The 21082-nt window shown below is 39.9% G+C and carries 15 protein-coding genes; 3 read left to right on the top strand and 12 right to left on the bottom strand.

What is annotated here, in order from left to right:
• The first annotated feature begins 66 nt into the window (after nucleotides 1-66).
• From ACQ93I_RS12760 to ACQ93I_RS12770, 3 genes are all read left to right on the top strand, one after another.
• Nucleotides 67-1128 (top strand): AAA family ATPase, encoded by a 1062-nt coding sequence (locus ACQ93I_RS12760; RefSeq protein ID WP_431698827.1) that lies wholly within the window; start codon nucleotides 67-69, stop codon nucleotides 1126-1128.
• Nucleotides 1129-1162: 34 nt separating this feature from the next.
• Nucleotides 1163-1573, top strand: coding sequence for a cyclic-phosphate processing receiver domain-containing protein (locus tag ACQ93I_RS12765; RefSeq protein ID WP_431698828.1), 411 nt, complete (start codon nucleotides 1163-1165; stop codon nucleotides 1571-1573).
• 160 nt (nucleotides 1574-1733) lie between these two features.
• Complete coding sequence (locus ACQ93I_RS12770; protein ID WP_431698829.1) at nucleotides 1734-4136, top strand: hypothetical protein; 2403 nt, start codon at nucleotides 1734-1736, stop codon at nucleotides 4134-4136.
• Nucleotides 4137-4966: 830 nt separating this feature from the next.
• Here ACQ93I_RS12770 and ACQ93I_RS12775 read toward each other — a convergent pair.
• From ACQ93I_RS12775 to ACQ93I_RS12830, 12 genes are all read right to left on the bottom strand, one after another.
• Complete coding sequence (locus ACQ93I_RS12775; RefSeq protein WP_431698830.1) at nucleotides 4967-5431, bottom strand: hypothetical protein; 465 nt, start codon at nucleotides 5429-5431, stop codon at nucleotides 4967-4969.
• 31 nt (nucleotides 5432-5462) lie between these two features.
• Nucleotides 5463-5717, bottom strand: a complete 255-nt coding sequence (locus tag ACQ93I_RS12780) for a type I restriction endonuclease subunit R, EcoR124 family (RefSeq protein WP_431698843.1) — start codon at nucleotides 5715-5717, stop codon at nucleotides 5463-5465.
• Nucleotides 5681-8338 carry a type I restriction endonuclease subunit R gene (locus tag ACQ93I_RS12785; RefSeq protein WP_431698831.1) on the bottom strand — a complete coding sequence of 886 codons (2658 nt, stop codon included), beginning with the start codon at nucleotides 8336-8338 and terminating at the stop codon, nucleotides 5681-5683. Before ACQ93I_RS12785 ends, ACQ93I_RS12780 begins: the two co-directional genes overlap by 37 nt.
• Before the next feature lies 1 nt (nucleotide 8339).
• Entirely contained in the window at nucleotides 8340-9617 is a 1278-nt protein-coding gene (locus ACQ93I_RS12790; protein WP_431698832.1) for a PD-(D/E)XK nuclease family protein, read from the bottom strand.
• The gene (locus ACQ93I_RS12795) at nucleotides 9617-10555 is read right to left on the bottom strand and encodes an Abi family protein (protein WP_431698833.1); all 939 of its coding nucleotides are present in this window, start codon (nucleotides 10553-10555) and stop codon (nucleotides 9617-9619) included. The genes ACQ93I_RS12790 and ACQ93I_RS12795 overlap by 1 nt, the downstream gene beginning before the upstream one ends.
• A 192-nt stretch (nucleotides 10556-10747) precedes the next feature.
• Nucleotides 10748-12019: a restriction endonuclease subunit S gene (locus ACQ93I_RS12800; protein ID WP_431698834.1), complete on the bottom strand. Its 1272-nt coding sequence runs from the start codon at nucleotides 12017-12019 to the stop codon at nucleotides 10748-10750.
• Between the two features lies 1 nt (nucleotide 12020).
• A complete protein-coding gene (locus ACQ93I_RS12805) occupies nucleotides 12021-13583 on the bottom strand; it encodes a type I restriction-modification system subunit M (RefSeq protein WP_431698835.1) in 1563 nt (520 codons plus the stop codon).
• 141 nt (nucleotides 13584-13724) lie between these two features.
• On the bottom strand, nucleotides 13725-14393 hold the full coding sequence (locus ACQ93I_RS12810) for a hypothetical protein (protein ID WP_431698836.1): 669 nt from the start codon (nucleotides 14391-14393) through the stop codon (nucleotides 13725-13727).
• A 668-nt stretch (nucleotides 14394-15061) separates the two neighbouring features.
• Nucleotides 15062-18043 carry a sensor histidine kinase gene (locus tag ACQ93I_RS12815; protein ID WP_431698837.1) on the bottom strand — a complete coding sequence of 994 codons (2982 nt, stop codon included), beginning with the start codon at nucleotides 18041-18043 and terminating at the stop codon, nucleotides 15062-15064.
• Entirely contained in the window at nucleotides 18021-18773 is a 753-nt protein-coding gene (locus ACQ93I_RS12820; RefSeq protein WP_431698838.1) for a LytR/AlgR family response regulator transcription factor, read from the bottom strand. Before ACQ93I_RS12820 ends, ACQ93I_RS12815 begins: the two co-directional genes overlap by 23 nt.
• 197 nt (nucleotides 18774-18970) lie before the next feature.
• Entirely contained in the window at nucleotides 18971-19864 is an 894-nt protein-coding gene (locus ACQ93I_RS12825) for a PorP/SprF family type IX secretion system membrane protein (RefSeq protein WP_431698839.1), read from the bottom strand.
• Between the two features lie 11 nt (nucleotides 19865-19875).
• Nucleotides 19876-21082 (bottom strand): gliding motility-associated C-terminal domain-containing protein (locus ACQ93I_RS12830; RefSeq protein WP_431698840.1); only part of this gene is annotated, 1207 nt, incomplete at its 5' end.

Below are 21082 nucleotides of genomic sequence, written 5' to 3' on the forward strand. Positions count from 1 at the left end.
TTCTGCGGGAATGTAGGGTGACTTCGGAAGGTTGTGGAGACGGAATTATCTTAAACACCAATAGCAATGAACTACGGAAATAATACCGAGCCTGAATTTTTACCCGATTTCAACCTGCAGCATGTGAATCATCTGATGAACTTCTATCATTTACCGAAGATGTACCTGGGTTACTTCGGAAAAGTTCCCAGCTATTACAGCTTTTCATCGCGCGATATGAAAAGATTTTATTCTGAATTCCAGGCAAAATTCAAAGAGGAAATTCTGGGAAAGCATTTTATGCGAAACTTTGAAAGAGAGGAGTATAAAGCTGATGTAATTATACTGAAGCAGCAGATCATGCTTGAGCAGGATGCAGACGAAGTCACCGTGTATTTCCACAATGAGAATGCTTCTCTCCTTCTTGAGTTAATAGATTTTATCAAAGCATTTAAAAAGGAAAAACCGCACAAAGCCGAAATCAACCTCATCATCATGCAACCCCATGGGCTGGACAATAAAAAGATAGATTTTGCCAAGCCAGATCTCAACCTAAACCTAAGCTACAACCATGATTTTCCCGGTTTTCATGAAAGGATGCTGAAGATCCTGCAGGAGGATAACAAAAGCGGACTTCACCTGCTGTACGGCAAACCCGGAACAGGTAAAAGCACCTACATCAGGTACCTGTGCGGACTCATTAAAAAAGAAATAGTTTTTCTGCCGGGGCAGATGGCGCAGAACCTCGATAATGTGGCCATGACCAAATACCTTATAGACAATCCCAACTCCATCCTCGTTATAGAAGATGCCGAAGAGTTAATTGTCTCCCGTGACCGGCAACGCAATTCAAACCTGGCCATGATCCTGAATATTACCGCCGGTATTTTAGGAGAATCTTTGGGAATACAAATAATTGCCACTTTTAATACCGATGTTCAAAATATAGATCCTGCCCTTAAAAGAAAAGGCCGCTTAAAATTGGCTTATGAATTCAAAGTCCTGGCTCCCGAAAAAGCGAATATGCTATTCAAAGAACAAAATTCAGAATACACGACCGACAAAGAAATGACTTTGGCAGAGATCTACAACATCAGCGAAGAGGAGCAGTATAATAGTCCGGTAAGGAAGGCGGTAGGGTTTCATTGAATATTTTATAATGAAAATTGATTATTAAATATTTATGACAAAGTTATTTCTCGATGACCTACGAACACATAATATGGTCTATGCTGAACCTGCAGCAGTTGCGTTTGTTGTGGTGAGGAGCTATGCTGAATTTGTAAAATATATTGAGGAGAATGGCCTCCCTTATTTTATCAGTTCCGACAATGACCTTGGGCTGGATGAAAATGGAGAAGTGGCACCCGATGGTTATGCCGCAGCTAAATGGCTGGTCTATGAATCGGGTTTAGATCTCCGAAACTTAAAATTCAAAGTACATTCTGCCAATCCGGCGGCGGCGGCGCAGATAAGAGGGGTATTAAACATTACCTCCGGTTCTTTAAGCAAAGAGATAGTTAAACTTTATCATTCCGATCCCCAGGCTTCGGGAGAGGACTTCCGGGACGAAAATTCTTACGGTAACTTCTGAATTCCCCACGTTTACTAAACCAATTTTCCTTGCTTTAACATAAAATTTAGATTTAGAAAAAATCTAACTAACCTCAGAAAATCCAGATCTATGGCAACTTACAAATGTAGAACTTGTGGTAAAACAAAAAATGATACCCTGGTATCTCAAATGGCGGTTCTTGGAAGATGCAGACCTGCAAATTCCTCGGCTTCACTTTCCAATCATTCTTGGACCAAAATATCTAATAATAACTAAAGAAGATTTTCTAATGAAACTTAACGAAATCGTCTTAGGAGAAAACCAGGGTTTAATTCCTGAGGTAGTGGGTGGAATACAAAAAATTGCTATCGGTTTAAATCAGAATAAACAAGCTCTTCTTAGGAGAGAACTGGTGATGCAATTAAATCATGAAATTCCAGCTTTGGATTTAGTAGATGGTAAAATTGTAAACGCCTTAGTTAAAGAAGCTTATTCTCAAACACATTCCCCCGTTGTTCAAAAAGCTCTTTCAGAATGTTTTTTTGAAAATACCGGAGATAAATTGGTTTATGATCCATATAGAATTTCCAATGCCAGTTTAAGTTTAAACTTGACCGGTGAAGATGTTTTAGATCTAAATAAATTTGACCAACAAACAGAAGTTGTAAAGGGAGCTTTAGATAACTTAGGAAAGACAGATGCTATTACTGAGATAAATGAGGCTAAAATGGACATTGAACTTCTCGTTGCTGAAGATAATTTTTCTCTTACCGGCCGAACCAAGGTTAATGACACTTTTAATTATGCAGTGAAAATTCATGAGGGTTACAGCAACCTTATAAATCATTACAGGTTTGCACAACAAGCAAATATGAATCTTATTGAAGATTTTGAGTTTCTGCGAACTGAGCTTTTAAACTTTAGAAAAGAAGTAGCCCATTTGTTTTCAGAAATATTAGGTGAGGATGTTAAGGTTTCGCACCCGGATTTATTTGATTTTTCCATGATTGAATATTTCAATATCGAAAAATTCCGGAAAGATCTGGACTTCGCATTTAATGACTTAGGAAAAAAGTTGCAAGTTTTTAACTCAGATTATAACCAAAAAATGTCCCAATTAAAGGAGGACGGCGTTGGTCATGCAGATAGAGCTCTGGATAGGTTGTCCAAAACTAAAAGGAGAAGAGGTCATTTAACCGGGGGACAAATTAAAGGACAGGTTGCTGCTGCTGCGTTGGGATTTGCTTTTGATGCCTTCCTAAGTATTTCCGAAACAAGAAAAAACGCGGAAGAAACCGTAGCACAGCTTAAACATGATATTGAACTCATGAAGCTGGGGCTTAAAGGAGATGCTCAACTTATCGCTGAAGATCTCCTGAGGTTAACAAAAATCCACTCCAGAATAAAGGGGGTGCTAATTCCTGCGGTAAAAAAGTTCATAAATGAAGCAAAGATCATTTATAACCTAAGAATAAAAGATGCCTATTCCGGGATGGTTAAAGGGGGCACTATTGCCGAATTAAGTAGCGAAAACAGAAGACTGGCTGCAGAAAAAAAGCAAACTATTTTAGAAATAGATGATAAACTCCAGGGAGTGACTATCTGCCAAAATGAGATATCGAGGTATAAAAAATTAGTTTCAGATATTCAATGGGAGTATGATTTTGTAAATGATAATAAACCCGATATCCCTATCTCTTTTCACAACATAATTTCGTTTGGAAAAGCAAAAAAAAATTATGAAAAACATTTGTCTGACTGGGAAAGAATAACCGAACCCGTAAGAACAGAATACAGTTCCTATGTGGATGCAATAAACATGGAGGAGGCAACCCTGCTAAGGTTTAAAGATATACTAGGAAAGCTGGAGAACAGGCTTGAAGAAATTGAAGAGCAACTGGGGAAAAATAAATTAAAGATTGAAGAACAAAAAGTAAGTATTGAAGATTTTGAACCGCAGTTTGAAATTTTCAGTAAGGGTATAAAACAATTATCAGCAGCTTCAAAGAATTTTCTGGAATTAGGAATTGCTCAAGATCTTACAAAAACTTTGGTTCAATTTCAAAGTAATTTTGTAAGCATTGCTGGTTCAGAACCTTTTGCAATTCCTGCTGTATCAAATAATAACATAGATTATTTGAATGACCAGTACTACCAGATGGAGCTAAAGCTAGAACTTTTGAGCTATGCAGAATCTTTGGTTAATGGAGAGTTGCTTCAAAAAATGGGTGAATTGGGAGGTGAAAAAATGGAGCTATTTATCTCTGAAAAAATGCAAAAGCTGAGATTTCAATTGACATCCAAAATTCAACAAAAAACCAAATTGGATGCTGAACAGACAGAGAGATTAGTGAATCTGGGGACAGATATATTTTTCAGCATTTTAAAAACTCAAAAGATTAAAGCTAAAACAACCTTTCTGCAAGAGTTAAATGAAAAACTGGACCATGAATTCTTAGCTCGATTTGAAACCTCAGTTGCGTCTTTAAAGCAAAGTATGGAAAAGGATATACAAGAGGCAGAAACTATGGAATCGGCACTCAATGAAGCATTGTCAACAGAAGATCTATTAAAAGCCTCTGAAATTATAAAAAACAAGTAGCCTAATTTTAATTTTACAACCATATGAATACAAATCTTCTCAAAGCCAACTCCCTGTCAACAGAAACAGCATATGTTTTGTTCTTTATTTTCCAGGCCCCTTACGCATATGTGGGTAGGTGGAAAATGCAATTACTATATTGGTTCGTTTGTCTATATGTTATTAGTAGCATCTATATGATTTCGACTGGTGAATTTGCCGGTATTCTACTATTATGTTTGCTCCTTATTTGGCCGGTAAATCAGTTTTGTGCTATTCCTAATATGATCAAAAAACACAACTTGAAAATCTATGAAGAACAAATAAAAAGCAAGTAAAATGACAGCATTAGTAATTATAGGAATAGTACTGGGTATCCTGGCTTTTTTATGGTCGGGATACTATTTGTGGTCCATCGCTCGCGAGAAATATGATCATAATATATTTGGACCGGGTGTTATCATAAGAGGTGTAGCATCTTTGTTCTGTTTAACTTTTGCAGTCATGCTTAATACCGGGGACGGTTCCCTGATAGTTTGGATAATCGCAGCATGCATACTCTGGATTTGGACATTTTTTGTCACCTGGACCAGGAGCAGTTTTTTCATTGCACTATTTTCCCTGATCTATCAATTATTCGCTGTCCTTTTCGTGCTAAAAGCTGTTGACAGTGTTAAGAGGAGATTGAGCTAATAGGAATCACAACTCTCGGAACTTCTAAATTACTCATGAATTATGAGAATAGCCAGAGTATCCACAAAATTTAAAGAGCGACTGCTTATATTGCAGTCAATTGTAAAAAAGGGCCAGGTTTTTTCAAAGTCTGGCCCTTTTCACAATTATTTTGAGTTCTAATTTTTCTGTTTAGCCTTACCTGCCTTATTCCATTTTAGATCTCCAGAATTTTTTTCAATCAACCAGTCTTCAAGAGCTTTTCTCATGTAATGTGGTTCTGTCACTACATAAGAAATTCCAACCACATGCTTTTCTTTTAAAGCAAGAATTGTGTTTTTCAACTGCGCTCCTGTTTTTTTATGTTTCTTGGTAAGGTGGTTGCGAAGTCGTTGCCTGGAATATTGTTTTCCCACATGGCCTATATATTTATATTCCAGACTCTCTTCGGTCTCTCCTGTCCAAATACAGTAAACTATAGGTTTTTGTGCAATTGCTCCCAAGAAATCCTGATTGTGTACATCAAATGTTTCATGGTTAAAACCTTCATAATGAATAACTGAAACATTGTGAATATCGAGAAGGATGTCTTCAGCTTTCTGGAATTTATCTTCTAAAATTTTTCGATCAAATTCAACTGTCATATTTCTCCTATTATTATTAAAAACTTCACTTCTAAGCCCCAACCCCTCTCACAAACACCTCCACAAACTCTTTCATCTTATTAATGATCCTGTCCCCGATTTCCCTTGCTTTTAAAATACTGGGTCTATTGTCGAAGCATTTAAAGACTTCATCCCGAAGGGGTTCATGTTCGTTATAGACATAGGCATCAATCAATGACTTGAACTGTTCCTTATCCAGGTGTTCTTCTTCACAGAGATTGCCTAAGGCTAATACTCGCTGATCACTCCAGTACTGGTCATAAATTCATCGGGAATGGAGTCTATGTCTTTTATTTTGGGGAGGTTTTCTTCGATGAACTTCTCGATCAGTTCTCGCTTGCTACGGAGCTCCACGTCTCCGGCTAGCAGATCCAGAATTTGCTTTTTCTGTTGGACCGCAGATTGACCTTTCGCTAGTTTTAGGTCGGCGAGTAATTTCAGGATATAAGCTACATTGACTTCATCCCGGTGAATTAGCTCCAATTCAAAGTCCACATCATCCAGAATGGAGGCTTTTTGTTTTTGATGATCGCCTTTTGCTTTTTCGTACAGGTCGAGGTATTTGCTCTTGTAATCTTCAAAAGTCTGCTCGTCCATAGGCACATCTTCCCAGCTGAAATCTGTATAGGAGGTCAATACATTCTTTGCTCTTATCAGCGCCCGGAAAGCCTGCACAAACTCCAGCTCTTCCTCTTCCGAAGGTAAATTGTCTACACTCTTAACGGTAGGTGCTATTTTCAGCAGCTCAATAAAGGCTTCAGAAAATTTCTCGGTGATCTGCTCGTAATCGGGGAGGAGGATCTCTTCTTTTGCATCTTTATTAGAGAAAAGGGCAATGGCTTCGTCTGTAGATTTCTTCAGGTTTCGGAATGACAGGATCTCCCCGTGGGATTTCTTCTCGTCCAGGATCCTGTTTGTTCTGGAAAATGCCTGGATGAGTCCGTGGTGCCGCAGGTTCTTATCTACATACAGCGTGTTCAATTTTTTGGCGTCAAAGCCGGTAAGGAACATGTTTACAACGAGAATGATGTCCAGCCGGTCTTCCTCTTTAAATCCGACTTTTTCCCGGTTTTTATACCTCTTGCTGAGATCCTTAAAGTAGTTCTCAAAGTCTTTACTATCCCGGGTAGAAAATGCGGTGTTGTACATCGCGTTGTAATCTTCTATAAATTCGTCCAGCTTTTCCCGGGTATGACTGGTTTTATAGACCACCATTGGTTCTGCCGCCATTGAAGCAGTATCAGGCAATAATCCCTGTGCTTCTTCATCCTCTTCATTGGCTCCGTAGGTGAAAATTGTAGCGATACGAAGATCGTGTTCCCCAGCTTCTTTTTTCTTCTTGAAGAGTTCGTAATACCTGATCAGGTTTGGAATACTGCTTACGGCAAAAATGGAGGAGTAGTCGCGGTTCTTAGTTTTGGTGTCGTGGTACTTTATAATGTAACCCACAATTTTCTCCATGCGCTGCTCGCTCTCCAGCACTTCTTTGGTGTCAATATCTTCAACTTCTATATCTACAAAGGTGTTGCTCTTGCGCTTGTACCTGCCAATATATTCAATGCTGAACCTCAAGACATTTTGATCTCGAATGGCATCTGTAATAACATACTTGTGAAGACAGGTGCCAAAAAGGTCTTTTGTGGTTCTCTTTCCCAGATCATTCTTTGCTGCATTATCCGCAAAAATAGGAGTACCGGTAAAGCCGAATAACTGTAGGTTATTGAAGAAGCTAGTGATCTTTTTATGCGTATCCCCAAACTGGCTGCGGTGACATTCGTCAAAGATGAACACCATTCGCTTGTCCTGCAGGTGTTCCATGCGGGATTGATAACGACCCGGGGAAATTGCGTTGTTCAGTTTCTGAATGGTAGTGAGGATGAGTTTTGTATTGTCGGCAAACTGTGTGACCAATGAATTTGTATTATCGGTGACATCAACAGAGTCTTTTTTGAAACTGTTAAATTCCTTCATGGTCTGGTAATCCAGATCCTTTTTGTCCACGACAAAAACCACTTTTTGCACCTGTGGGAGGTCCATAAGGATCTGGCTTGCTTTAAATGAAGTCAAAGTTTTTCCCGAACCTGTGGTATGCCAGATGTATCCGTTCTCTTTAGAAGTTTTAACCTGCTCAATAATGGCTTCGGAAGCATAGAATTGGTATGGACGAAGCACCATCAGGATTTTGTGCGTTTCATTATGCACAATATATCTCGATAGCATTTTTCCCAAATGTGCGGTGTCAAAAAAGGCTTTTGAAAAAGCTAATAATTCTTTAATGTTCCTGTTCTGTTTATCTGCCCAGAAAAAAGTTTGTTTAAAAGTGAGCGTTTGCAGCGGATTGTTGGAAAAATATTTTGTGTCAACTCCGTTGCTTATCACAAATAGCTGAACAAAATTGAAAAGCCCGTAATTGTTCCAGTAGGAATGTCTCTTGTACCTGTTAATTTGTTTAAAAGCTTCTTTGAGTTCGAGTCCGCGGCGCTTGAGTTCTACCTGCACCAGCGGCAAACCATTGACCAGAATGGTTACATCATAACGGTTCTTATAGGTTCCCTCCTGCGTGATCTGGTTGGTGACCTGGAAGAGGTTTCTTGTCCAGTCTTCCGAATTAAAAAAGAGCACCCAAAATGATTCTTCGTTGTCCCGGGTGAGCTGGTATCTCCCGCGCAGGATCTTCGCTTTTTCAAAGACATTCCCTTTTGCCAGGTGGTTAAGAATGCTGCCAAATTCTTTTTCTGAAAAAGTAGTATCATTAAAAACCTCCAGCCGACTTTTAAGATTCGCCAATACAGAAGCCTCAGAGTTTACAGTAACTCTGTCATACCCCTTGCTTTGCAGTTGCTTTACAAGCTTGTTTTCTAATTCGGCTTCAGATTGGTAGCTCATATTATTCGGCCATTTGAAGTTTTTTATTTTTGTCTTTCAATACAGAAACAGATACTTGTTCATCATAAATTTCAATGAAATCCCTGCTTTTTTTAGCCACCAAGTTCACTAATTCTTTATATTCACTGCTTTCCGGTTTGGAAAGTTTTTGAAGAGAAAAAACATCTTGTAATTTGATTCTATTTTCATCATTTGTTAGTAACGGTTGGGTTTGTTTCCACCACCTACTCAGCCTTTCATTATCCGGAATGTGATCTATGATTTTAGAATCCTGTTTATTGTATAACCCTACAAAAAGATATCCATTCCCGTGTCCTTTTCCACTGAAGGGTTCTATTCCAAATTTTAATCCTGAATCCTTCCATTCCTTTCTAAATATCCAGAGCTTAGAATATTTATTCCCTATTGCTTGTTTTCCAAACTCAATTTCAAACCCTGGTAATTCCTGCCTCAGGCGTTCTTCTACATCTTTCCTGAATTTGGCCTGAAAATCTTCAATCATTGTCTCATATTTCCTGGCAATATATCGGGATTCCTCTAAGTAAGTAGCCATTAAATTCTGTAATTCCTTTTCCTGTTCCATATGCAGTGTGTTGGTCAATTTTTTTATTAGTAGGATATATTGATTAATAGCTTCCCTTACGCTGGTAAGATTTGGAACCTCTCTAAGACACAACTCCAGCCACTCTACTATATGTTTCCGGTAGCTGATATTGTAAAAATCTTCTCCGGATTCTAACTCCCCTTTACTGTCCTGGTGAGGATCTCCACCTTTTAAGGTCAAGTAGAAAACTTTGTTGCTTTCAGAATTGAAATTGCTGTAGCGCTCAATCTGCGCTTTTTGATCGAGTGCATATATTTTATTCTCAATACATATGCAGTCATTACCATTTCTAATCAGAATGTCCAGTCTGCCACCCTCTTTGTTTTTGTCATTCCGTTTGCCGATGCTGTATTCTGTAATGACACTGGTATTTGTGGTATTGATGAAATTCGAGGTTAAGTCTTCAACGGCATTTTCTCCCGGCAACTCTTTTCCCGCCACCTGAAGAAATAAATTTAAGAATTTGTTTTCCTGTTTATGGCTGCCTTTCGGATCTAATAATTCCGCTAAAAAAGCAGAATGGGTTTTATTTTCTCTTGATTCAATTCCCAATACCGAAAACAGGTTGAAATGCTCCCCCTTCGCAACTGTAAGTTTCTCGTGGTGATCCACAATCCTTTTCGTATTCTGAAGTAGGTGCTCCAACTTCTGTTTTTTAATCGTGGGCTGGCTCATTACCTCCTTTTTAAATTAATTTTATTATCACCAGATTTGGACCATAGAGGTTCTTCCTGCCAATTTGGTTTCATCCCCAAAGCGTTTGGATCAACATTTGGATATTTCACGAACAACTCTTCCAATTTTTCGGAAAAGTGATTTACAGGCTGCACAATATTTAGCATATATTTCATTAGACATAGATGGATATACAGGAATTGAAACTGACCCTGAGACGGAACATTAACAATCCAACTATTAGGTGGATTAGGCAACAATTTTGGTTTTCCTGGTAGGTTTCTGTTCCACAATCTGGAATGATGGGCACAAAAATTTCTTATCTGTGAAATACTTTGGAGCCAACTTGGAAGGTAAGTATGGTTTACGGCTCCATATTCTTTTGCAATTATATCTTTGGATTTTGCTGTATTCTTGAGGTTTCCGTACAATTTGGATAAGGCTCCAAAACTGGTCTGCTCCAGGGATTTCCATGCAGGTGGAAATCGCAGGTCATCCTTGTGCTTTTTAAAATGGGATTTTATAGTAACATCTTTAGTACGACCTATTTCTTCTTCCAGATTTGCCAGGGTCTTCACCAACGCCCTGCTGTCCTGGAACAACTCGAAGTTCTGAAACCACCATGCATCATATTCGTGTGAAAGATGATAGATCATCTTGGTGCGGAGGCTGATCTCTATTTTTTCTATTACATCAAATAATAAGATCCTAAGTTCCCGGTCAAAATTATAGAGAGCTATTACATCTGCAAATTTGCTGTTAGGCTTAAAAACATGTTTCTCTTTATCCTCCTGCATCACATACCAGTATTCCCCCAGCCTGTAATAACTAATGTGGGAAAGATAGTGCTCGGCCTCATCTTCAGGATTAATAATTAGTCCTCTTGATTTAAGCTGCGCTATTTGCTCCTGTATAGTAAATGCCTTTTTGTTGAACATAAATTTTATCAACTAAAAAACCCCACGTGGTAGCACCATGTGGGGTTTATATATAATTCTTTAAAAGCAAAAGACACACCCTGGGACGCTGTTCTAATGGGTAGCGTGGTGTGTACTGTTGATGCAAATATACAACACTTGTTGTTAATATAGTTGTCAATATTTACTTTTTTACTCATCATTCTTCTTTATTTACACAAACATCTGCTGCAAAAGCCCTTTTTTAAAGGTTTGTGTTTTTTCTATTTGCTGCGAAACAGTTTCTATTTTTTTATCAATGGCAGATAAAAAATCTGCTATCTTTTGTTGTTCTTTTTTTACAGGTAATAAGATTTTAAACATCTTGTATTCCTCTGCATTAATTCCGGGTTGTCCTGATCTCATAGACATAACTGTCACCCATTTGCGGTAACGCTCTGTTAATGTCTGGCTGTAAACGAAATAAGGCACTGCATCCTTTATAGAAAATCTTATAAGGAATCCTGCAAAATAAACATTGGGCTCGTGAATCTGCTGTAGGTAACTTTTACCAACACTTGCGCCAGTTCTAGCGAAAAGAACATCCCCCTGTTGCACTAAATATTTTTCGCTAAGATCCCCATCAGGGGAGGTGAGAGAGCTCGGACTAAGTTGTCGTGAATTATCATCAATATCAGTTATTCTGATGTATTTATGAGTGCCATCAAAATCTTTCGATGCGCTATTCATTCCATAGGATATTCTGGAAGAAATATTTCCAAGCGGCTTCACTTCCCACTCCGGAAAATTTTTCCTGATTTTGCCATTTTTGGATACCGTGAAATCTTTAAACCTAATCTCCTGCGAAAACAGCTTTTGCATCACCCCATTTTTATAAGTGTCTAAAAGGGCTTTTTTGCGGGTGAGCTGTTGGATCTTTTTATCTAGTGAAGAGAGAAAAGAGGCGATTTTTTGTTGTTCGGGGAGGGAGGGAATAAAAAATTCGAAATTACCAACTTGTTGCAGGTTCAAGTTTGGTTGAGCACCAATACTTACACTTTTGTAGATGTACCTTTTCATTACTGAGGACTGTAAGATCTGAAGAATAAAATGTAGATATTCTTCCTTTAATAATCTTACTATAGCCAAAGCTTGATTAGTATTGGCTGGTAATATTTCTTCTGTAACTATCCCTACTTTCCCTACAGTTGCACCCGCAATGGCAAAAAGAAGATCTCCTTTCTTTAGGATTGATCTTCTTAAAAGAGTTAAATGTGTTTTTTCATCAACAAAGAGACACTTTGATTCATCAATATTAATTCCATCTAAACATTCTAATTTTACATACTTTATGCCTGTGGATACAAATCTATTTGGTGTGGTACCTTTTGTAATTACTTCGGATAGATTTTCTAAATATTCTTTTCGCCAATCTAGACTAAATTCTTTAAACCTCAATTTCGGCCAAGGCTCAGTTTTCTTTTGTACCGCCGTTTCCGTCTCCATCCTAAAAAGGTTGTTCAATTCCTAATTGGTTACAGAAATCGGCTATTTCAGCATCTGTAGCCGCCATATCCTGCTCCAAAGCTTTTAAGTCGGCAGCAACCGCATTGATATCAACCGGCTCTTCCTCTTCAAAAGTATCTACATAGCGGGGAATGTTGAGGTTGTAATCATTTTCCTTTACCTCAGAAAGTGGGGCGACGTAACTGTATTTGTGAATGGTCGTCCGCTCCCTGTAGGTGTCGATAATCTTCTCTACGTCCTCTTCCCGCAGGTAGTTCTGGGTTTTTATCTTTTCATAATACTCGCTGCTGTCAATGAAAAGGATGTCATTGCTATGCTTCCGGTTTTTCTTCAGCACAAGGATACAAGTGGGGATTCCTGTTCCGTAGAAAATATTGGCAGGCAAACCTATCACCGCATCCAGGTAATTTTTGTCTTTGATTAGGTATTTTCGAATGTGACCTTCCGCAGCGCCCCGAAAAAGCACTCCGTGCGGCAAGACACAAGCCATGGTCCCGGTGTCTGAAAGCTGGTGTACCATGTGCTGCACAAAGGCAAAGTCGGCTTTTGTTTTTGGCGCCAGTTTTCCGTATGCGGCAAAACGGTCGTCACTCATAAACAGCGGACTCGCACTCCATTTCGCCGAGAAAGGCGGATTGGCCACAATAGCTTCAAAACGCTCCTCAAAATGATCGGGTGAAGGATTCTCCAGCGTGTCTTCATTGTAAATATCAAAGCGCTTGTAATGCACATCGTGCATGATCATATTCATTCTGCACAGGTTGTAGGTGGTAGGATTACTTTCCTGCCCGAAAAAAGCACCAACTTCGGCTTCCTTGGAAACACGAAGCAGCAAAGAACCCGAGCCACAGGTAGGATCATAAACATTCTTCACATGATCTTTCCCCAATGTCACCAGTTTTGCCAGTACTTTACTCACCTGTTGCGGCGTATAGAATTCTCCGGCTTTTTTCCCGGCACCCGAGGCGAATTTTCCTATCAGGTATTCGTAGGCATCACCTAAAACATCATTTTCGGTATTCTCCAGGTCAAAATCTACCTGGTCGAGATGGGTGAGCACCTTTATAATTAGTTCATTTTTGGCTTCCTCGGTTTTACCAAGTTTACTGCTGGTAAGATCGAGGTCTTCAAAAAGATTTCCAAAATCTTCCTCACTTTCACTTCCCATAGTGCTCTGCTCGATATTCCGCAGCACCTTATCCAGGTCGGCCAGTATAAATTTGCTCTTTCCGTTTCCGTTACCACGACGGGCGAGTTCGCTAAAAAGTTCAGAAGGTTTTAAAAAGTAACCAAGGTGCATTAAAGCGTCTTCTTTTACAGCTTCAAGATATAGATCCTTCTGAGGATGACCTTCCAGTTGCCTGAAGCTAAGATTATCTGGTTTTAGGATCTTGTCGGCATGCAGCTCCATCTTACGGCTCAGGTACTTATAAAAAATAAAGCCTAATATATAATCCCGGAATTCATCGGCTCCCATTTTTCCCCGCAGGGTGTTGGCAATGTTCCAGAGCTGATTTTCCAGTTGTTGTTTAGATTGGGTCATTAATTTAATGATGTGTTTACATAGCTCAACTGCCGTAGAGGATTTTCTGCAGCTGTGAACCAATTTGTGTAGGGGTAGTAAATCTAAATATTTTCTTAAAGAAAAGGAAGGGGATTGAAGTAAAAGATCTCTATACGGATATTAGCCTTTATTGAAAAACTCATGGATATCAATTATACTTCCTCTACTGATCTGGACTAAATCCCGACTTTCTTTAAGGAAAATCCCGAGAGATCTTTCATTATAGATTATTTTCATTTCCGGAGAATAATCTATAACCAGATACATGTCTCCTTCTAACTTATAAAACGGTATATCTTCACCATTTCTGGTCTTCACTCCTTTGTTGACAATTTTCCCATCCCTAAGAGTCTCTCGAATTAGATTTTCGTTTGATTTTTCGGAAGCTACTTTGGAATAAGCTATCATCATATTCATCCACTCATCAGCATCTATAAGATGCCATTTGACTTTATTGAAATCAATTCCATATTCGCTTATCCAGCCCCGACTGGTAAAAGCAAAAAGAATTTGTTTTTTTCCATCAAGTTCGGGTTTGTCTGCAGGTTCAAATTCCTGTATTTTGAACGTCATTACGGAGGCTGAAGAAATGTCTTTAAGTTTCTTCCCGTCAAAGTCCAGAGTTTTTAAAGAGAAACTCTCCAGTTCAGGTTGGTTGGAGAGCACCCATTCTGTAGCAGTTAATTCAGCCTGTTCTTTCATTTGTTCTACCGCTGCTACCCCGGCACCAATGGCTATTAATCCACCGGCAATTGCTGCGATTGCCTCACCTTCATTCTGGGAATTCATTTTTTTTGGTATAATCAAGAATACCATTAAAACTACAAGTGTAATTTTTTTCATTTTTAAGTTGTAATTAGTTAATATGAAAATTAAGGTGCTTATAGGGATAGCTGTGAAAGAATTATCTTTCGTAGTAAATCTAAATATTTTCTTAAAGCTTTGAAAGCGGATTCCCGTAAAAGCGAGCTTCTCCTAATGTTTCTTCAGCTGCAAATCATAAATAAACTAACATACAGTCGATTATCAAAAACTTCAGAAATAATAGTTCATAAAAATGTCATTTTTGGCACCCCAGTCTCTCAACTGTCGCAACCTAATTACCACAACAGCGTTATATGATTCTGTTTCGTGCGGAACCATGATATTTTTTCTATGCTGAATAAATTTCAGGTATTCTATAGCTTCAGAATAATCTTTTAGATCTAGACACACGAGAATCCACCAGAGGCTTCAGTTATGCTGACTATTAAAAAAATGTAGTTGGTAATATTGTAGACAGGAAGTTTTAAAAATTAGGAAAAAAACAGTTCGCATGCTCCAAAAAAATTACAACCCCTACGTATAATAATCCCGGGAACAGCAACTGTATCTTTCCTTAATTTGCCACAAAAATAGGAGATTTTACAGGAGAAAATTAAAGCGTTTAGTAAACGTATGGAATTTGAAAGTAAGCGTTAAACTACTAATTTAAGGAGTACCAAAGTGCCTTCATTTTTTACTGAAGTTACCTGTAAAGTCTCTTCCACCTCGTAACCCAGTAGTGCCACCCGCTCCTTGACCAAATTGACCCCTTTAGATTCATGCAACCTGTTGCCTGCCCCGCTTGAAAAACCAACCCCGTTATCTTCAATTTTACACTGCAGCAAACCATCTGAAAGCAATTCAAAGGAAACTTTTAAAAGCGGATTTTTAATACTTTGTGGGAAAGCATGAACAAAGACATTTTCTACAAAAGTCTGCAGCAACATGGTAGGAATTTCCAGCTCATAAGGATCAATCGAAGGATCTACCTCAAAGATTACCTGAATAGCATTATTAAACCTCGTATTTTCAACCCTGATGTAGGCCTGCAGGTATTCAATTTCTTCGATTAATAGGATTTTGGGCCTGGTACAATGGTCGAGGTTTAACCTGATCAATTTCGAAAAATCCCCCAAAAATTCGGTGGCTTTTTCTATATCATTGTCCATGATGTAGTACTGAATGGAATTCATGGCATTAAAGATAAAATGCGGATTCATCTGTGCGAGCAGGGCCTCCATTTTCGTCTCTTCCAAACGCTTCTGAATAAGGCCTTTTTGCGCTTCAAACTTCCTGTTCTGCCTTATCTGAAAATTATAGATTCCCAGAATTCCGGTTCCGGCAATTAGCACCAGCAGGCCGCCAAACCACCAGGTCTTCCAAAAAGGGGGAAATATTGCCATGTTCAGTAAGGGGCGGGTAAAACTGAGCCCGGTACTTTCATCTGAAACCTTTACTTCAATACTGTAATTTTCGGGAGGCAGGGAAGGCAGAAATATTTCGGGTTTTGAAGACGCCAGGCTCCAGGTGGCATCCTTATTCAATCGGTACTGGTATTGCAATTTGTGGGGATAAGGATGGGCTTTTGTACTAAACTTCAGCAGCAGCGTATTCTCATTATGGGCCAGTTCTACCCTGTCTTCACGGGCAACCGGCACCCAGGAAAGTTTGTGGTTATTGACAAAGATCTCCTTCAGCTCAATATCATCTACCAGCATCTTCGGCTCAATAAGCGCATCCAGATCTAGGTTATAAACCCCGTTATTGCTGCCAATTGTCAACACATTCTGGTGTACTTCGGCACTCAGCAAAGGCTGCTCCAGCCCCTGCTCTTTATCCATAAATATAAAGCGGCGGTCTTTATAGAGCGTGAGTCCTTTTTCGGTACCAATAATCAAAGTGCCGCGGTAATTCTTCATGAAAGAAATGGTGTTCCCCCTGATCTTAGCCCGCGGAATCTTCTCAAGAACTTCAAATGAACCTTCATCATTGATGATAAAAACATCTCCAAATTCGGTTGATATCGCCAGGTTTTCTCCTATTTCTGTGATGTGTTTTAATTTTTTCTCATTCCAGATTCCGCCTTTTAAAAAGGAGGTAAACCTGCCGTTTTTCCACACATAAAGCCCTGAAAAAATAGATAAGAAGTACGTTTTTTGCCCTTTTTGAAGACTATTTACCACCATAGTGGGTGTTTGCCCATCTTCAGCATTAAAAAGCGTATAATCAAAAGCATCCAGATCGCTGTAAACCCTAACCCCGCCATAGGGATTGGTTTCTATGAGTTTACCTTCAGGAGTAAAATTGATCTCTTCGGAATGCAGGGGTAAATAGCGTTCCGGTTCTCCTGAAGTTTTGATCGCAAACAACCCGATATTGGTATTCACCCAAAACATATCCTGGTGAACTTTTATGTCATAGAACTTAATATCTTCAGCTACTGTAGAATAATCAAGTTCGTAAAAATGATCTTCATGCCTGGGCAAAGGTAGGCTGGTGGTGTGCACATAATCCTCCTGCCATTTTTTAAGCTGCTGCAAACTAATACTATGCTCATTTATGCCATTTTTGACAAGAATAGCATCATCCCGCAGTACTGCGGAAGCATTTTTTGTCCTGGCAAACCCCAAAGTTCTTTTCCCGGCAGATTCTTGAAAAGTGATTGGCGGATTTAGCGCGATCTCGAAGAGTCCGTCGTTCCTGGTGCCCACGTACAGCTTCTCAAAATCGGGATCATAGGCCAGGGAAATAACTTCCTTGCTGGAAATATTGAATTCGGATGCTCTTGAGACCAGCCGCTCCCCTACTACTTCATAGATTCCGCCGTTGGTATCATATATTCCCCAGGCCGCCGCAAAGATCCTGTCCTGCCCGGTTTTTACGTAATCCCAGATGATGGAAGCGCCCAATTTTTCGGCAGTAAGATCCTTTTCCTGTACATAGTTTGCCAGCTTCTGCTTTGTAAAGAACTCTTTGTTGCTGCTGTAAATACTGTCATTATCTACCAGAACAGAGTAAATGAATTTATGATCACTGACTTTCACAAGAGCCGCCTCATCCTTCGGCTGATTAATTCTGAAGATGCCTAAATCGTACGTGGCTACGTAGATCTCATTGTTGTAGCTGAAAAAATCCTGTACCCGAAAAAGCTTTTTCTCCGGCGGATTTTTCAGGGAAACTACTTCAAAAGTGTTGATATCAATGATAGAAACCCCATCACTGGTTCCCACAAAAACCTGGTCCTGGTAAGAAAAGAGTTTGGTGATCTCATTATGAATCAATCCGTCTTCTTCAGAAATAACCGTGAAATCAAACCCATCATAGATGCTGATCCCTTCGCCATAACTTCCAAACCACAAATTACCTTTCTTATCTTCAGCAATAGCCCAACAGCTGTTGAGAGCTAAGCCATCCTCTTCAAAATAGTATTTTAAGACACCATTTTCTTTTTTTACCACGCCATTTTCAGTGCCAATCCACAGCGCCTTATCACTGTCAACCAGTAGCGACCGCACGGCATTATTGGGCAGTTCATTAGCCGAGTTGTAATGTTTTACGGGATAATTTTGAGAGAGCGCTAAATTACACCACAAGAATAGTAAGAGAAAAGATCTAGTGGTTCTGTAAAATGGCATTTATAAACTCTTCTTCTTTTCGAAAGGAAACTGGAAGTTTCTCTCCGTTTGTTAATTCAATCTCCTTATTCGATTTGTGATACCTCACCACATAATTGAGGTTGATCACATAGCTTTTATGGATTCTCTTAAAAGCGTGCTGCGGAAGTATTCCTTCTACGTATTTTAAAGTCTTTGCAGCCATTTTTGTGCTGCCGTCAATCTTCTTTATGTTGCAGTAATTGCTCTCGGCCCTGCAATAGAGAATTTGATTGGTATGCATAAGTTCAAAACCTTCAAGTGTAGGAAATGCAATTTTACTCACATTCTGGTCATTGACATTGAGGTTCTCCAGCAGTAAAGACAATTTTTTCTGTGCAGAGTTACCTTCGTTCTTCCTTTCAAACTTTTTTAAAGCTTCAGCCAGGTCGAGATGATTTATGGGCTTCAGCAAATAATCCAGTGCACTGCGTTTTATTGCTTTAATAGCAAACCTATCGAAAGCCGTAGTGAAAATGACTTCAAAATTGATCTTATCGAAATAGTTGAAGAGCTCCAAGCCATTCTTTTCGGGCATTTGAATATCCAGAAAAACCAGCTCGGGCTCATGATTTCTAATAGCAACCACCCCGGCATCTACCGAGCTGCACTTCTCCACAACATTGATCTTGTTGGGAAAATACTTGTCGAGGGTTTTCTCCAGCAAATTGCGGGCATTCACCTCGTCATCGATGATCACTGCTTTTATCATATAACAATATTATAATTTAATTGTGATTTTATTAAGGTACCAAAAATGTCTAAATCCGATGTCTTTTATTTTCTTCGGAAGCTTTCTGCTTCAACCTTAAAGAACAAAAATCTGCCGGGTATTTCTACCACAGCAGATTCTTGTTTTATTATTTCTGAAATAAATCCTGAAGCTTAATCAAGATCAGAAACTTTCTACTAATCCTTCAGTGTAAACCTCACAAATAACTCATGGGTGCCATTGCTGGCATTTTGTAATTCCGAACGCAGGGAAGATTCATAAGCGTAACCAAAGTCAAACCAGTCTATCACCTTGATCAAAGCAAGGCCGCTAATGGCTTCATCGGTCCTGTAAGCTGCTCCCACTTCAAAGTTGTTATGAATGTTCATAAGCGCTGTAAAATCTACCGAAACCGGGGCGCCATGCACATATCGAAGCATAACAGAAGGTTTTAACTCCAACGTGCTGTTCAGCCTGAAGTCATATCCTCCACTTAAATACATATGTACCCTGTCTGCCGCCGTAGTTACTATACCTTCCTCTTCTCGTGCCCGCTTGGTCTCGAGGATCTTTGGGGCCGACAGAGAAATATAGTATTTCTCATGCTTTAAATAAGCGCCCACCCCCACGTTAGGGTTGAACCGGCTAAGGCCCACCAGCGACGGATCTACCTCGTAATTCCAGGTCTCAAGCTCAGAGGTATTTACGTTGTAAAAGTTTCCACCCGCTTTCAACCCCAGGAAAAGATCGAGTTGCTCGTTCATGGGAAGCCTATAGGAAAAATCGGCAGTCACAAAGGTTTGCTGCTCCACAAAGGTGCGGTCGTTTTCTACCGAAAGTCCCACTCCAACTCTTTTCCCGGCATAGGTACCGAAGGAAAAAGCCTGGGCCTCGGGGGCATTTTTCACACCACTCCACTGACTCCTGAAAATACCTGCAAAAGTAGTATGCCCATCGGCCCCGGCATAAGCCGGGTTCACGATGTTCATATTTTGGCGGTAAAAAGTGTACGAATTCTGTTGTTGCGCGTATAAAGTCGTTCCGGTGAATATCAGGAACAGTACGATAAATTTATTGATATATCTTTTCATTGTGAGCTTCATTATTTTGTTATGTACAACCATCCGTCTTTATCCAGGTTCTTTCCGTCAAGGTAAATCTGGAAGTAGTATGAGCCTTCGGGCAGTGCATCGCCGTTGTACGTACCGTCCCAATCGTTCTGGTAAGACGACTGTCTAAAGATCTCTTTCCCCCAGCGGTTGTAAATAATGACAAGGGAATTTGGATGATTCTCAATGTTCACAACCCTCCAGGTGTCGTTAATACCGTCACCGTTTGGCGTCATGGCTTCAGAAGCAAGTAGCTCAACCGTATCACAGGCATCACCTTTTCCGTCTTTATCGATGTCTTCCTGACCAGGGTTGTAGGCCAGCGGACAGTTATCATCTTCATCAAGAATTCCGTCACCGTCATCATCTGCGTCAACAATATCTCCCAGGCCATCGCCATCGGTATCTGTTTGATCGGGGTTTGGAACTAACGGTGCATTGTCAACATCATCAGGAATACCATCATTATCGTCATCATCGTCACAGTTGTCTTTCATGCCGTCGGAATCATTGTCTCCAAAGCTGTTTCTCACGTCCACAACAGCTTCAGCCGTTCCTACGTTTCCGCTATGGTCGGTAACACTTAGCAGGACGAAGTTCATCCCCTCATTGTCACATCCAAAGCTGGTAATATCCAGGCTCATGGAAGCAATTCCGCAGTTGTCAAAAACCTCATCGTAGACATCTTCGGCAACGATACTGGCCACGCCATTTTCGTCAAGCTCTACCACGATGTCTTTCGCGATCACTACGGGAGCGGTTTCATCAAGGATGGTCACCGTTGCAACTTTGGTCGTAATATTGCCGTTCACATCAGTAACAGTCACCGTCACATCTTTTGTGGCACCGGTTGCACAGTCAAAGCGGGTTTCACTTAGCGTAATACTACCAACTGCGCAGTTATCGGTTGCACTTTCCACCATATCTGCAGTGGCGATAGTAACCTTACCGTCATCATCAAGCTGCACGCTGATGTTTTTCACCACAACTACAGGAGTTACGTTATCTTCTACAGTAACAATTGCTTCGGAAGAAGTAGTATTCCCGTTGTTGTCTTCAACAGTAAGAACAACCGTGTTCTCTCCAACATTTGAGCAGTCAAAAGTGTCATTATCAAGCGACATTTCTGAAATCCCGCAGGCATCTGAAGAGCCGTTGTCGATCATCGCCGGAGTGATGGTCGCGTTTCCTTCAGCATCC

Origin of the sequence: Salinimicrobium sp. WS361, from assembly GCF_050750585.1 — a bacterium.
Lineage (GTDB): Bacteria > Bacteroidota > Bacteroidia > Flavobacteriales > Flavobacteriaceae > Salinimicrobium.